The organism is Methanomassiliicoccales archaeon (assembly GCA_038850735.1).
In the GTDB taxonomy this organism is placed as follows: Archaea; Thermoplasmatota; Thermoplasmata; order Methanomassiliicoccales; family JACIVX01; genus JACIVX01.
On the sequence record JAWCLO010000006.1, the window covers coordinates 93,931 to 107,265 of the forward strand.

The 13,335-nt window shown below is 46.1% G+C and carries 17 protein-coding genes; 12 read left to right on the top strand and 5 right to left on the bottom strand.

Going from position 1 to position 13,335, the window contains the following annotated elements; all coding sequences use genetic code 11:
• The first annotated feature begins 91 nt into the window (after positions 1-91).
• From QW087_05200 to QW087_05210, 3 genes are read left to right on the top strand one after another with little or no spacing between them, the layout of a single operon-like run.
• Positions 92-589: an ArsR family transcriptional regulator gene (locus tag QW087_05200; protein MEM2944115.1), complete on the top strand. Its 498-nt coding sequence runs from the start codon at positions 92-94 to the stop codon at positions 587-589.
• 18 nt (positions 590-607) lie between these two features.
• A complete protein-coding gene (locus tag QW087_05205; protein ID MEM2944116.1) occupies positions 608-1,126 on the top strand; it encodes a tRNA (cytidine(56)-2'-O)-methyltransferase in 519 nt (172 codons plus the stop codon).
• Positions 1,116-1,703, top strand: a complete 588-nt coding sequence (locus QW087_05210) for an HDIG domain-containing protein (protein ID MEM2944117.1) — start codon at positions 1,116-1,118, stop codon at positions 1,701-1,703. The genes QW087_05205 and QW087_05210 overlap by 11 nt, the downstream gene beginning before the upstream one ends.
• Here QW087_05210 and QW087_05215 read toward each other — a convergent pair.
• Positions 1,654-2,163, bottom strand: coding sequence for a gamma carbonic anhydrase family protein (locus tag QW087_05215; protein MEM2944118.1), 510 nt, complete (start codon positions 2,161-2,163; stop codon positions 1,654-1,656). The two genes, QW087_05210 and QW087_05215, sit on opposite strands and share 50 nt — an antisense overlap.
• A gap of 41 nt (positions 2,164-2,204) precedes the next feature.
• Positions 2,205-2,468: a PRC-barrel domain-containing protein gene (locus QW087_05220; GenBank protein ID MEM2944119.1), complete on the bottom strand. Its 264-nt coding sequence runs from the start codon at positions 2,466-2,468 to the stop codon at positions 2,205-2,207.
• 301 nt (positions 2,469-2,769) lie between these two features.
• On the opposite strand from QW087_05220, the gene trxA reads away from it, so the two are divergent.
• The 4 genes from trxA (at position 2,770) to QW087_05240 (ending at position 4,846) form a co-directional block, all read left to right on the top strand.
• Complete coding sequence (gene trxA / locus QW087_05225) at positions 2,770-3,171, top strand: thioredoxin (GenBank protein ID MEM2944120.1); 402 nt, start codon at positions 2,770-2,772, stop codon at positions 3,169-3,171.
• On the top strand, positions 3,171-3,338 hold the full coding sequence (locus QW087_05230) for a hypothetical protein (GenBank protein ID MEM2944121.1): 168 nt from the start codon (positions 3,171-3,173) through the stop codon (positions 3,336-3,338). The genes trxA and QW087_05230 overlap by 1 nt, the downstream gene beginning before the upstream one ends.
• A 79-nt stretch (positions 3,339-3,417) precedes the next feature.
• Complete coding sequence (locus tag QW087_05235) at positions 3,418-4,320, top strand: FAD-dependent oxidoreductase (GenBank protein ID MEM2944122.1); 903 nt, start codon at positions 3,418-3,420, stop codon at positions 4,318-4,320.
• Positions 4,321-4,324: 4 nt separating this feature from the next.
• Positions 4,325-4,846, top strand: a complete 522-nt coding sequence (locus QW087_05240) for a helix-turn-helix domain-containing protein (GenBank protein ID MEM2944123.1) — start codon at positions 4,325-4,327, stop codon at positions 4,844-4,846.
• Here QW087_05240 and QW087_05245 read toward each other — a convergent pair.
• The 3 genes from QW087_05245 to QW087_05255 are packed head-to-tail and all read right to left on the bottom strand — an operon-like array spanning position 4,843 to position 7,565.
• Entirely contained in the window at positions 4,843-5,616 is a 774-nt protein-coding gene (locus tag QW087_05245; protein MEM2944124.1) for an ABC transporter ATP-binding protein, read from the bottom strand. The genes QW087_05240 and QW087_05245 overlap by 4 nt on opposite strands.
• Complete coding sequence (locus QW087_05250; protein ID MEM2944125.1) at positions 5,613-6,434, bottom strand: ABC transporter permease; 822 nt, start codon at positions 6,432-6,434, stop codon at positions 5,613-5,615. Before QW087_05250 ends, QW087_05245 begins: the two co-directional genes overlap by 4 nt.
• A 45-nt stretch (positions 6,435-6,479) precedes the next feature.
• A complete protein-coding gene (locus QW087_05255; protein MEM2944126.1) occupies positions 6,480-7,565 on the bottom strand; it encodes an ABC transporter substrate-binding protein in 1,086 nt (361 codons plus the stop codon).
• Between the two features lie 313 nt (positions 7,566-7,878).
• Between QW087_05255 and QW087_05260 the strand changes: the two genes are divergently transcribed.
• The 5 genes from QW087_05260 to QW087_05280 are packed head-to-tail and all read left to right on the top strand — an operon-like array spanning position 7,879 to position 13,322.
• Positions 7,879-8,331 carry a helix-turn-helix domain-containing protein gene (locus QW087_05260; GenBank protein MEM2944127.1) on the top strand — a complete coding sequence of 151 codons (453 nt, stop codon included), beginning with the start codon at positions 7,879-7,881 and terminating at the stop codon, positions 8,329-8,331.
• Complete coding sequence (locus QW087_05265; protein ID MEM2944128.1) at positions 8,332-8,616, top strand: hypothetical protein; 285 nt, start codon at positions 8,332-8,334, stop codon at positions 8,614-8,616.
• 18 nt (positions 8,617-8,634) lie between these two features.
• Complete coding sequence (locus tag QW087_05270) at positions 8,635-10,245, top strand: tRNA uridine(34) 5-carboxymethylaminomethyl modification radical SAM/GNAT enzyme Elp3 (protein MEM2944129.1); 1,611 nt, start codon at positions 8,635-8,637, stop codon at positions 10,243-10,245.
• 60 nt (positions 10,246-10,305) lie between these two features.
• Positions 10,306-11,112, top strand: coding sequence for a hypothetical protein (locus QW087_05275; GenBank protein MEM2944130.1), 807 nt, complete (start codon positions 10,306-10,308; stop codon positions 11,110-11,112).
• Positions 11,109-13,322 carry a tetratricopeptide repeat protein gene (locus QW087_05280; protein MEM2944131.1) on the top strand — a complete coding sequence of 738 codons (2,214 nt, stop codon included), beginning with the start codon at positions 11,109-11,111 and terminating at the stop codon, positions 13,320-13,322. Before QW087_05275 ends, QW087_05280 begins: the two co-directional genes overlap by 4 nt.
• The last annotated feature ends 13 nt before the right edge of the window (positions 13,323-13,335 follow it).

Genomic DNA, 13,335 nt, shown 5'->3' on the forward strand with positions numbered 1-13,335 from the left:
GTTGCCGTCATAGATTTATCGATGCTGACTTTACTGGCAACCGTCTGCTTATCCTATCCTTTTATATTTTCACAACTCAATAAGGTACCGTATGAACAGGATAAAGGTGATCAACGACCCCTCTGATCTAGTGCCTATGTTGAGGGCAGTTGATACCAAAATAAAAAGAGAAGTTCTGAAAGAGGTGACCCTCGATTGGCGAACCTCTAAGGAAATAGAGGAGAAGTTTGGGCCAGAGGGGAAAGACGCCCTCAAATTCTTCGAAAAGATGAAGCTCGTTGAGACGAAATGGCAGTCAGTAAGCGGGGCTCCGCCAGATAAGGCATACCGCACATATTACACATCTTTCCATATCAATGCATCCTGGCCCGTGTATGAGATTAGCGACGTGCTTGCTGTGGCCATGATGCCAGAAGAGGAGTTCGATGCGATTGAAAAGAAGATTCTTGACCTCGTGGGCATCGATGGAAAGTTTGCTGGTGACATCGCAGAGGCTCTCGGCATTACTTCAACGATGCTGAAGAGTATTGTCAAGAGATCTGTCAAGCTGGATTACCGAGGACATCGAATCGAACGCGTAAAAGATTGAATTTTGGAAGAATTATCGATGACAGAAATTTGGGTACTAAGGCTTGGTCATCGCCCGGATAGAGACAAAAGAGTCACTACTCATGTGGCATTGACAGCTCGAGCATTTGGCGCAAAGGGTATTCTAATCACCACTCAGGACACGAAACTGGAGGAGGGTATCCGCAGTGTCGCTGATCGCTTTGGCGGCGATTTCGTTATTAGAACAGGCGTAGGCAATTGGAAAGAAATCGTCAAAACTTTCGAAGGAGCGATCGTACACCTGACCATGTATGGGATACATATCGATGACGCGCTACCGAGAATCAGTGCTGAGAAGTTGCTCATCGTAGTTGGTGCTGAGAAGGTTCCAGCGGAAGTATACGATCTCGCGACTTTCAATGTCGCCGTTGGCAATCAGCCCCATTCAGAAGTGGCAGCATTGGCCGTATTTCTCGATAGATATCTAAAGGGTGAAGGTCTCAGAAGGGATTTCAAAGGCAAATTGAAGATCATTCCGTGCGAGAGAGGGAAGAAAGTTGTCTGCGATGCCGAATGAAGAAGAATGTATCAGCATTCTGGTGGAAGAGGGTGCCAGCCCGAGCATAATAAAGCACTGCTGTACAGTGAAGGAAGTCGCAAAAAGAATAGCCAAATGCTGCGGTGCAGATATCGATTTAGTCGTCGCTGGCTCCATGCTACACGATATCGGAAGAACACGCACACATGGTGTTGATCATGTCATCGAGGGCGTGAATATCGCTAGGAGGCGAAATTTACCGGATGAAATTGTGCGAATAATCCAGAGGCATCTGGGAGCTGGACTGACTGATGAGGAAGCCGCGGCCCTTAGCCTTCCTGCTGGAATATACATGCCGGAAACCCTCGAAGAAAAAATAGTTACGCATGCGGACAATCTCGTCGGCGAATTTAGTGTGCGAACGGTGTGGGATGCTTCAGTGGATTTTGAAAGGAGAGGACTTGATAAGGCGGCGCAGCGATTGAGAGCAATGCATGAAGAATTATCTCGTATATGCAAAAGGGATATCGATGAATTGCTCGCGCCTTTGAGGAATAATTTGAGGTTTAGTGGCTCTTGTAGCGATCATATTTACCAGCAAGGTAGGAATCTCTGAGTTTGTGATACTCCTCCGCATTCCTCGCTGCTTTTTCCTTGATGCTTTCATCGCCTTCTCGTATGATTTTTGCCGGGACGCCTACAACGACCGATTTGGGCGGGATTTTCATCCCTGCTGTAACGAGTGCCCCCGCTCCAATAATGCATTCATTTCCAATGACTGTACCGTTAAGAATTGTTGACTGCATTCCTATAATGCAGTAGTCGCCAATGGTAGCCCCATGTATTACGGCACCGTGACCTATCGATACATTTCTACCAATGATATTGGGGAAACTTTCGTCCCCGTGAATCGTGGTGTGTTCCTGAATGTTTGTCCCCTCACCGATGGCTATCGTATTCAGATCTCCTCTCAGAACAGCAAATGGCCATATGCTAGCGCCGTCTTCGATCGAAATATTGCCTATAAGGACAGCTGTCGGATCAATATAGACTTTGCCTCTAATTTTAACGGTCATGGTCGCCTTGTATGTATTAGCGAATAAAAAGCTTCCTATTATCAAAGCTTGACGGCGGGTTTTTTCGTAGTTACTCTTTTGGGGAAATACTTCAAAATAATAATATCTCCAATGGCTTGAATCCACCTATAGGGAATGTTGATTGCCTTCGAATCCTCAACCAAAAGTGGATTTGTTTCGCTAATAAAAATACCATCAACGCATTTCTTCTCCAGCTCTATCACAAGATTGTTAACATTGCCAACAAAGATTCCGTTTGGCGTGTATACCTGCAGTCCGATTAATTCCGATGCTTCCTCCAACATCAGATATCCCACTGCGATATCATCCTTGACGCTTAAAAAGCCTTCGGGTTCGGGGCGAAGTGTTCATTCGTGAAGTGTATTATGAAGCGAACGGATTGCGATCTGCCCGGTGCTAGGTCAATTGGTATTAATGGCAGCGAAGTCCGATTTAGATGCGGCAAACCTAAATTGCTTTCATCATTTACTATTCCTTCATTTGAGATAATTGAAACACGCGGCTGGAACAAATTTGGGAAAAAGATTAATATCAATAGAGGAAAGTATCGGTTTTGTCTAGATCGAACACAACCGGGTGATATAAATGGACGAACTCGAAGAAATTCGAAGAAAGAAATTAGAGGCACTGATGTCTAAGGCGCAAAAAGTCAATAGTCTTGAAATGCCGTCTGAGCCAATCCAGATCACCGATGGTAATTTCGATGAATTTGTCAAAAGATATGATACCGTGGTGGTTGATTGCTGGGCACCGTGGTGCGGACCATGCAGGATGATTGCACCCGTCATAGATGCTCTAGCAAGAGATCTTCAGGGGCGGATTGTTTTCGGCAAGCTGAATACTGATGAGAACCAGATGACCGCGGTTAAATATAGAATCCAGGCAATTCCCACGCTTCTTGTATTTCACAAAGGGCATCTTGCGGATAGAATAGTCGGCGCAATGCCAAAGGACCAGATACTTAAGAAGCTTCAAAAGTACATTTAATGAGAAACATGGACGAATTTAACATTCGAGAAAGAATCAAGGAATTGGAAGAGCAGCTAGCTGAACTAGAGGCAAATCGGCCAGCTCATTCTCCTTCATTCTCCCTCGAGATGAGAATTGATGAAATAAGAGCAACAATATCTTTTCTCAAACAAAAGGATCGATAATATCAAGGCTTCTTCGCTAACAGGTTGACCGCGGGCTTCAAAAAATGTTATTATTACTGCAAGCTCTAATCTCAAGTTGATGAACGAGATTTCGACGGATGTAGCGATTATTGGATGTGGACCAGCTGGTTTGCAGGCGGCTATTCATGCTGCAAGGAGCAAAGTGAAAGTCGTTGCAATCGGACACATAGATAGAAGCGCGTTGGTAAAAGCGAAGATCGAGAATTACTTTGGCATCGATTCTATTGAGGGTCTTGATATACTGAAGATAGGTTTGGCCCAGGCAAAGAAATCTGGTGCCGAGATCTTCGAAGAGGATGTTATCAAATTTGTGAAGAATGAAGATCATTTCTTATTGGAAACAGATAACGAGAGGAAGATCAATGCAAAGACTATTGTGTTGGCACCAGGCATATCCAGAGTAAAACTGGGAATTAAAGGCGAAAAAGAATTCCTTGGGAGAGGCGTCAGTTATTGTGCCTCATGTGACTGTAATTTCTTTAAGGGAAAGAGGGTGGCAGTGATCGGCGATGAAAGTGTCGCTGCATCCTCGGCGCTTCTACTCAAGGAATATGCAAATAAGGTTTACTGGATTTCAAAAGGAATCAGGATAGCGAAACCTCTTATGGAGAAAGTGAAGCGTTCGACAGTTGAGATCGTTTCACCAGCTCACCCAGTTGAAATTCTTGGAGACGAAGTGGTAACTGGCATTGCATTGAAGGATGGACGAAAACTCGAGGTTGATGGGGTCTTTATAGAATTGGGTGCCAAGGGAGCTGTCGAACTAGCACTCGAGGTTGGAATCATACCAGATCCTTCAGGAATTATTGAGGTGGACAAAGATTGCAAAACCGGAGTGGAGGGTGTATTTGCGTGCGGCGACGTGACTGGGCAACCTTGGCAGCTTGCCAAAGCAGTTGGCCAGGGATGCGTTGCTGGGGTTAGGGCCGCGGAATTTGTCAAGAATATGGAAGGCAAGTGATCGAATGTCGCTCGAGACGGAATTGATATCTGGGATGCTCCGAAGTGAAGGAGGATTCAGAGAGTCTTTAAGAAAGATTATTGAAGAAGATTTACAGGTCAGCGTTTCTGAGTTTTGCGAACGAACAGGGCTATCGATGAGCACGATTTATAAGATCATGCAGGGACACAGAGAACCAAATCTGCGGACTGTTCGTAGCATAGTTATGGCCGTGAGGAAGCTTGAGAAGCATCCAGCTGGCAATTTCATCGCGATAATTGCAAGCAGACCAGTGCTCGAGAAGATTGAAGAGCGATTTGTGAAAATAGGCGGTAAGAATATCAAAGTCAAAGAATACCCCGCTTCGACAATGGAAGAAGCGATAATCTCAGCCGTGAATGCAGAAAGGGATGGTGCGCTTGCGGTCGTATGCGCTCCGATAATTGCGCCAACGGTAGAGAAGATACTATCAATACCTGTGGCAGTCGTAGTGCCTCATAATTCTGTCTTGAGGGCGATTGAACGCGCGGCTGAAAAGATCTTCTAGGTTTTGACTATTGTATCCGACGATGTGACTTCTCTCTCCAGCTCGGCAAGAATGTGCTTCCTCAGCGATGCAAACTCCACGCTTGCTCGATCTCGGGGCCTTGGCATATCAATATCAAAGATCTCCTTGACTGTTCCAGGTCGAGACGTCATGACGACGATCCGATCTGCCAAAAAGACGGCCTCGTCGACAGAATGTGTCACGAATAGAATCGTCTTTTTCGTTTCGGACCAGATGCGCAGAAGTTCCTTCTGCATCATGTTACGTGTCTGCGCGTCGAGTGCTCCGAACGGCTCGTCCATCAGCAAGATTTTAGGATCGTTAGCTAGTGCTCTTGCGATGCCGACCCTTTGCTTCATGCCGCCCGAAAGTTCATAGGGATGGGAATTCTCAAAACCCTTGAGTCCCACTAGCTGGATATATTTATCTGATATAACGTGTCTTTCTTCCTTTCGAACCTTCTTGATTTCGAGGCCAAATTCAATATTTTTTCTTACGGTACGCCACGGAAACAAGGCGAACTCTTGGAATACCATTCCTCGATCGGATCCTGGACCTGTGATCTCGACCCCATCAAGCATCACCGAACCCGACGTCTTGCTTTCGAGACCAGCCACGATACGCAGGAGAGTCGTTTTTCCGCACCCTGATGGACCAAGAACGCACACAAATTCATGATCTCTGACCTCCAGATTGAAATCGGTTATTGCAACGAGCTCCTCATCGTCCTTACGGAACCGCTTTTCTAGATTCTTTATGCTCAGCGTCATCGCATCCCCATGAGTTTTGACAAATATTGTTCGACATACCTGCTGATTCCCACCGTCAATATGCCAAGAATTGCGATAACCACCATGCCTGCGTACATATACTCATATCGACCCAATTGTTCCATGAAATAGATATAGTAACCAACTCCACCACCTACCGCACCGATCATTTCAGCTGCAACGATGCACATCCATCCAATTCCAAGACCGATCGTTATTCCAGTCATAAGAAAAGGCACCGTTGACGGAAATATCACTTTGGTGAATAGTCTCAGTCTATCAGCTCCCAGCGTCTTCGCGGCGTCGACGAGGGTTGAATCCACAGATTTCACGCCAAAAATCACATTTGAAAGGAGCGGGAAGAATACGCCGATAAAAATCACCATCACAGGACCATAGAATAGCTTGAAAATGAGGAGGAATATCGGAACCCAGGCAATCGGCGGAATCGGTCTAAAGACCTCGATGATGGGTTTTGCAAACATCTCCGCGCCTCTAAAGAATCCCATAATTAGCCCAAGCGGAACCGCTGCAATAAACGCTAATACAAAACCTATGAGAAATCTCTGAAGGCTAGCTGCGATGTTGCTCGTCATTGTAATGCCAAGGGATGGTGCTGGTATGCGAAATGATTCGATAAGTGCTTGGAAAACCTCTATTGGGCTAGGGAGGTATGCGAGCTTGAGTAGGATTGATAGAATCCACCATACGACCAGAAATCCTCCAAGTGAGAGAGGAGTTATCCAGAAAATTCTCAATTTCCCCTCTTCTGATAGTCTTTTCCAGTTGTTTTTGACGTATGCCCACGAGAAATTCATTTGTTCCCCTTATTGAATCAAAAAAGAAAAAGGTTTGTAGGGATTCTACGTCCCCTTCAGTTTGAGCTTATATCCATTCTCGTTGGCGTAGTACATCAGTAGAAGATGTTGGATTGAACCTACTCCTGGAGTGGCGAAGGTTTGCCCCTCAAGTTCGCTGAAACTGGCGAAGCCAGATTTTGCTATGATCGCAGATCCGCCACTATTGACCATCGACACGATCTCGATCTGGATATTCGCATTGATGCGCTTTAACAGTGCCGGAGGACTTCCGAGATATCCCATGTCGATTTCATCTCTTGCGAAACCATCCATTAAGTAAGCTCCATTTGCGTACGGTGGCGGTGATTGAATGTCAACGCCGTATTTTTCAAAGAGAGTCTTGCCACCCCATAACGATTCGTTCATAGCGACAACTCTTGCAAACTGATGCAGGTCTCCCATAAGATAGCCAAGTCTTACCGTGCCAAGAATAGTGTCGCTGGGCGTCACACTCATTGCCCTCTCCAAATACGTCGTGTTGACGATCGAGTCGACAAAGGCGCTCACATTCGAATACCCGCCTAGGGACGATATCTGGCCGAGATCAGCAAACATCGAGGTGTAATTTTCGAACCACTTTTTGATTGCTGGTGTGATTCCATAATTGAATTCGATGTGTTCGATTGCAGATTCCACAACTTCGTTTGATCTCCCGCTGAACTGAGCACCAATCTGGAGCAATTTCGTATAGTTCTCACCGCCATTTTGTATCGTTTCTGAAATCCAATTTGTCGCATCGATATGCGCTCTCACAACCCTAGCTACCAGGTCATTGTTGACTACATCCTGAGACTCGGCGAAGCTCTTTTTCACCGCTACCACACAGCATGGATGATGGGGCCATATTTCATTTGACCACGCGATGACTTCTGCTGTATCATCGATCAACGAATCTGAAACGTAGGGCTCCCAACTAACAGCACCCTGGACGATGTTGTCTATTAAAGCTGCCCTTTGTTGTGCTGGTGCAATTTGTGTCCAATAGATGATTTTTTCTTGTGTTGTTGGGACATAAACAACGGCAACGGCAACAGCGGCGACCAGAGCTATGATCACCACCACAATCGCATAAATTGCTGATCGCTTCATCAGCTCACCATATTCAATTATATTAACATTCTATAAATCACTTTCTCACAATTAGATGAATTTTGTCCTCCTTGTACAACACCGGTAGGTATATTGTACCAAATGGACGAAGGAAGGCGCGATTTCATAATTACTTGAGAGGCAAAATTACACCTTCAGCAAAAAAAGATGACTCCTGCACCAGCTCTGTTTCGTAGCGCTTTCGCAGCACAATAACTTCCAATACGGCTAAATATGAAAAATTGCAAAAAGAAATGGCATCACCGATAGTATAAAATTAATATGCTTAAAATAATTCGATATCCTTGATACTATGTTTCAACTCACCGTCGTAAGCAATACCCCACTAACTCCTATCAGAAATGTTGAGGAAGTCGTAGCTGAATTTCTCAAGCTGATAGGATATCTTCCACAGAATTTCGATGCGAGAAAAAAAGGAAAGGACTCGGAAGAAAGCATCCCGTATCGACTTTTTTTGGAGTGCTTTGTTAAAAATCTGAAGCGGGCGTGGCTTGTCGACGAACTCTCAGCGTATCTCAATACGACGAAACCTACAGTTTACAGACATCTCAATAAACTCAAGTCTCTTGATCTCATCGAAGAAATCGAAACCGAACGCGATGGTCAGATCAAAAAAGGATACAGAATACGTTACGGCGATTTGAGGAAAGCGTGGAGTTTTACCGAGGCAAATGTCCAAATGGCGATGGAAAATTATCGTAAGACGGTCGAACATCTTCAGAAATTGATCGAGGAGGCTGAGTAAATGTCTGGTAAGGAGATTGAGCCAAATCTTACAAAGGGCTCAAGATGCCGCATAATTAGCAGGGGAGGAGACAACCAGCCTTTGGTAACCTCTGGCGAATTCAGAGGATATATTGCTTTCGGGCACGACACTGCGATCAGCATAGAGCTCGATGAAACGCATGGGTCTGACACAGGCAGGATCAGGTTGATTCCATGTATTGCGGTCGTGTCCATCGACTTGCTGTATCTCAAAGAAGAGGAAGAAAAGAAGGAAAGCGAAGAGCGAGAGGTTTATTTTAGATAAAACGACGTGATTTTACGGATGAATAATTACGTTGAAAGTGGCATGACATCGAATACTCGCGATAAGCTCCGTGCGAGCTACCATGGTGAACTCATCAGGCGAATACTTGCTGGTGAGATCAGGGATAGACATGCCCTTCAGTCGGCAAAGATAGAACTAGCGAAGCAGTTCGGACTCGACTCGATCCCTCCAAACTCAGAAACCCTTGCCGCGGCCGATGAATATGAATATCCTTTGGTTGAGCGACTGCTGAGGCGAAAACCAGTCAGAACTCTGAGTGGCGTGGCAGTTGTTGCAGTTATGACATCCCCTTCCCCATGCCCACACGGCAAGTGCATCTACTGTCCGGGTGGTGTCGAATTTGGATCGCCTCAATCGTATACGGGAAAGGAACCAGCTGCGAGAAGGGCGCAGACGCATGATTTCGACGCTTACGAGCAGGTAAAATGCAGGATCGAGCAGCTGGAATCCATAGGACATCCAACGGACAAAATAGACCTCATCATAATGGGTGGCACCTTCACAACACGTCCTGAGGACTACCAGATAGCATTCGTCAAAGGTTGTTTCGATGCCATGAACGGATCTAGAAGCAGTTCTCTTGAAGAGGCGCACTCAATTAATGAGACAGCTCGACATCGGTGCATAGGCATGACCGTAGAAACTCGACCAGATGCATTCGATCGGGAGAGGGCTGAATTTTCTATGGCGCTCGGTGCAACGAGAGTTGAACTCGGCGTTCAAATACTCGATGATGAAATTCTGTGCCTCGTCAGTCGGGGTCATGGCACTGAAGAAGTGGCGAAAGCTACGCGCACTGCCAAAGAATTAGGGCTTAAGGTCTGCTATCATATTATGCCCGGTCTTCCCGGCTCCTCACCTGAGAAAGATTTGCAAAGTTTTTCCATGATATTTGAAGACGAAAGATTCCGCCCCGATATGCTCAAGATCTATCCCACACTTGTCGTCAGGGGCACGCAACTTTACGATATGTGGAAAGCAGGCGAATACAGACCGTACCTGACAGATGAAGCTGTTGAGGTCATCTCCAATATGAAAAAAATCGTGCCTCCATATGTGCGCATTCAAAGAATTCAGAGAGATATTCCAGTACCTCTCATAGAGGCAGGCGTTGACAAAGGGCATCTCCGAGAGTTGGTTCAAGAAAGAATGAAGAGAGAAGGAACAAAATGCCACTGCATAAGATGCAGGGAGGTCGGTTTGCTAGGCGTAGATCCAGGTGAAGTGTCGCAGGCGGAGCTCACAGTATTAAAATACAGGGCTTCAGGAGGAGACGAATTCTTCATTTCTTTGGAGATCCCCTCCCAGGAGGCTTTGGTTGGCTATGCGAGATTGAGAATAAGCGATCCTCTGTTGAATGACATGGCATCCTTGAGGGAGCTTAAGGTATTTGGCCAGATGATACCAATCGGTTATGAAGGTAATTCGTGGCAACACCGCGGTTTCGGAAAACGTCTTCTCTTTGAAGCTGAGAGAATTTCGAAAGAAAATGGATGCAGAGGCATCAATGTGACAAGCGGGGTTGGTGCAAGACGATATTATGCATCATTAGGGTACTCGAGAAACGGCGTTTATATGTCAAAGCGATTTCGCGCCACCGCAAATTAAACCTTGACCGAGAAGCCAATATTTTTTATTTGATAGCGCTGATACTTACATGGTGTTCCATTGTCATGTCTCGGCTGCGGCGGGAAGACAGGCGAAGGCATCCTGCTTTGCAGGAACTGCTTTGAAATGATAGGAGATCCAACGGCTTTGATGCCTTCACTTCTCGATCCAACTGCGGATATGCGCCTGAATCGCTTGAATAGCGCTTCAATGAGGATTGGTCCCTTCCACTCCTCAGACGTCATTTTTGGAAGGGGAATAGATGCCTCCTTGCGCCTGAGGGAACTCATACATTCAGGCGACTCAGGCGAGCTCTCAGTGTTTGTCGATCGATATCTTTCGTACATTGGGGTTGATTTGAGACTGTATGGAATTGAACGTTTGCCGCATCGCAACATCTTACTTGAAGTCCTGAAGGCATCATCAAAACTCGAAGATGGAACGGAAACAGGCGCTCGTGCATCGATCCGTATAGCTAACGTCGAAATGTTGCTCACTAAAGAAGTGATCAAACTTCCCATTGATCCATCGGGTCTCTACCCATTCGTGAATTCGCTTCGTGAGAGCGCTGAGGAGTTATACGAGCGCAGTAGGAGTTATCGCCATTTGGAGCAAATCGCAAAAGTGAATAGAGCAGCAATTCCGTATTTCACTGGAGAAATCGATCAATCATTAGCTAGACTGGAAAAGCTCGTTGTGGAAGAAGAGTCCGAGGAGGGGAAAAGGCACATCAAGGTGCTCATGGCGCTGGCGCTCCTTGAATCTGGAAAGGAAGATATGGCGATGGGGATTATTGAGAGTCTTTCAGGGGAGAAGCGCGATTGGAAGATTGAAAGATTGATGTCACTTGCAGGCAGGTTAAAATGAAAGATATTAAAGAGAGTCTGGAGCAGCGACTCGTCGAGAGAATTTCCGAAGCCATTGCGACACTGGATGCTAATGGGTTTAGGGAAGTTGCCATAGAGTTGTTGCGCTCGATGGAAATTATGGTGACTGGTGTCGCTAAATACGACGAGTCACTTATGATTGAAGCGGAAAAGAAAGAAGAGAAATATCTTATATTCATATCTCGACGGGCAAGCGATGCATCCCTCGAAACTCTAAAAGTAATTAGAGAAAAGGCAAAACTTGAAGAAAGGATTCCTGGCCTGATAGTTTTCGGAGATTTTGATGAATCTGCGAGAAAATTTGCGCAGGATAATGAGATAGCGTTTGCGGATCGCTCTATATTCGTAGCATTGCTCAGAAAATATGGAATCGCTGAAAGACTCCTCAGCGAAATTGACCGACGCATACTCGAAAGGGAAGGACCGAGATATCTCCCGAGCAAAGAGAAGTTCGATGCGGCACTCCAGGCAGCCGAAGAGCTCATGAAGCGCAATAAGTTTAAAGAAGCCTTATCAAGCATTGAAGAAGCTCTTCGCATCAAGTCTGATAACTTTGCTGCCTGGCAGAAGAAAGCACTGGCACTGGCTTCATTAGGAAAAATCGAGAGGGCAATTGAAGCGTGTGAAAAGGCTATCGAGATGAAACCAGATGAAGCTTACACGTGGTATCTTCTCGGGGTTTTCAAAGGTCAATCTGGTGATTTGCTAGGCGAAGTCCATGCATATAACAATGCTCTCAAACTGCATCCTCAAATGGCTCCAGCGCTTCTCAACAAGGGTGCGGCTCTTTACCAGCTTGGAAAACTCGAGGAAGCACTTGTGGTATATGATGCGATGTTGCGCATTTACCCCTCGCATGCTCAGGCTTTGAATAACAGAGGACTTGTGCTGAAAGCAATGGGACGAACAAATGAGGCGCTGAAATCTTTTGAACTTGCTCTTGCAAGCGATCCTCGTAATTTGGAAGCTCTCGTCAATAAAGCCTCACTCCTTTCATCGTTGGCTATGATAAACGAAGCAGTGGACGCATGGCAGGAAGTTGTGAGGGTGGAAGGAGGAAGAGCAGAGTTCTGGCTGCAGCTTGGCCATGCTCAGAAGGCAGCTGGTCTCTTTGAGGAAGCTGCGAACTCATTTAACATGGCACTTGAATTGAATCCAAACCTAGAAGAGGCGCTAGCTGAAAGAGATGAAGCTCTTGCGGCGGGGGATATGATTGCGGTATTTGATAGAAAAAAGAAAGAAGGGGTTGTGTCGGAATTTCTCAGCGCCGCCATTATTCTTTCTTCTCTGGGCAGGTATGAAGAATCGCTAGCGGAAATAGAAAAATGTCTAAAGATAGAGCCGCGTGTACCTTTTGCCCACCGCTTTCGAGCTGGGCTCCTTTTGAATCTTGGACGCATGGAAGAAGCTTTGGCTTCAATCAGGGAATCCGTGCGGGAATCCCCATCTGACAAGTACAATTTGCTCGATTTGGAGGCTATCGTCTATCGTCTCGGGAGGAGGGAAGATAGCCTTAGAATCCTTAACGCTCTTGGCAGATGCCCGGAATCCAATGCCAGGCAATTACTTCTGCTTCTTGAGACGAACCGTACTAACCAGCTCGAACCTTCCTCGCTAGAGGGAAACGGAGGGATTTCTCGTGAGGCCATGGCTCTTCTGTGCATGGCATCAGGAAAATACCACGACGCAATTAAATTGTTTGAAGATTTTCTTGCCAAGGGTGAATCTACCCCAGAGATCTTAAACAATCTGGGCGTCTGCTACCGTCTTATCGGCGATCTTGAGAGATCGATGGAGTCTATTAAAAAGGCAATTTCTCTTGCTCCGGCATATCCAGATGCGTGGAACAATCTTGGGTGTCTGTACTATTTGACGGCTGAGTACACTCAGGCCTTAAAATGTTTTGACGAAGCTCTTGTTCTTGACACCCGCCCCTCATTTCTCATCAATAAAGGGATGTGCCATCTGGCGCGTGACGATCTCGAAGGTGCGAGCACTTCCTTCCTCTCGGCACTTCGTCTCGAAGAGAGCGCCGACGCTCTTAATTGTCTTGGCATTGTTGCTGAGAGAAAGAAGGAGTTCGTTAGGGCATTAGAACTCTATAACGCTGCGCTAGAAAAAGCGCCAAAATTCCATGATGCCAGAGTCAACCGGGACAGGGTGCTAGGTCTTCTCAAAGAAGGCAGGTAGTAACACCAGCAGG

Excerpts from the sequence above, each read along its gene's own strand:
- trxA (MEM2944120.1), top strand. The coding sequence starts at position 2,770 with ATGGACGAACTCGAAGAAATTCGAAGAAAGAAATTAGAGGCACTGATG.
- QW087_05280 (MEM2944131.1), top strand. The coding sequence starts at position 11,109 with ATGAAAGATATTAAAGAGAGTCTGGAGCAGCGACTCGTCGAGAGAATT.
- QW087_05215 (MEM2944118.1), bottom strand. The coding sequence starts at position 2,163 with ATGACCGTTAAAATTAGAGGCAAAGTCTATATTGATCCGACAGCTGTC.
- QW087_05205 (MEM2944116.1), top strand. The coding sequence starts at position 608 with ATGACAGAAATTTGGGTACTAAGGCTTGGTCATCGCCCGGATAGAGAC.
- QW087_05210 (MEM2944117.1), top strand. The coding sequence starts at position 1,116 with ATGCCGAATGAAGAAGAATGTATCAGCATTCTGGTGGAAGAGGGTGCC.
- QW087_05240 (MEM2944123.1), top strand. The coding sequence starts at position 4,325 with ATGTCGCTCGAGACGGAATTGATATCTGGGATGCTCCGAAGTGAAGGA.
- QW087_05265 (MEM2944128.1), top strand. The coding sequence starts at position 8,332 with ATGTCTGGTAAGGAGATTGAGCCAAATCTTACAAAGGGCTCAAGATGC.
- QW087_05270 (MEM2944129.1), top strand. The coding sequence starts at position 8,635 with ATGAATAATTACGTTGAAAGTGGCATGACATCGAATACTCGCGATAAG.
- QW087_05245 (MEM2944124.1), bottom strand. The coding sequence starts at position 5,616 with ATGACGCTGAGCATAAAGAATCTAGAAAAGCGGTTCCGTAAGGACGAT.
- QW087_05230 (MEM2944121.1), top strand. The coding sequence starts at position 3,171 with ATGAGAAACATGGACGAATTTAACATTCGAGAAAGAATCAAGGAATTG.
- QW087_05220 (MEM2944119.1), bottom strand. The coding sequence starts at position 2,468 with ATGTTGGAGGAAGCATCGGAATTAATCGGACTGCAGGTATACACGCCA.
- QW087_05260 (MEM2944127.1), top strand. The coding sequence starts at position 7,879 with ATGTTTCAACTCACCGTCGTAAGCAATACCCCACTAACTCCTATCAGA.
- QW087_05250 (MEM2944125.1), bottom strand. The coding sequence starts at position 6,434 with ATGAATTTCTCGTGGGCATACGTCAAAAACAACTGGAAAAGACTATCA.
- QW087_05200 (MEM2944115.1), top strand. The coding sequence starts at position 92 with ATGAACAGGATAAAGGTGATCAACGACCCCTCTGATCTAGTGCCTATG.
- QW087_05255 (MEM2944126.1), bottom strand. The coding sequence starts at position 7,565 with ATGAAGCGATCAGCAATTTATGCGATTGTGGTGGTGATCATAGCTCTG.
- QW087_05235 (MEM2944122.1), top strand. The coding sequence starts at position 3,418 with ATGAACGAGATTTCGACGGATGTAGCGATTATTGGATGTGGACCAGCT.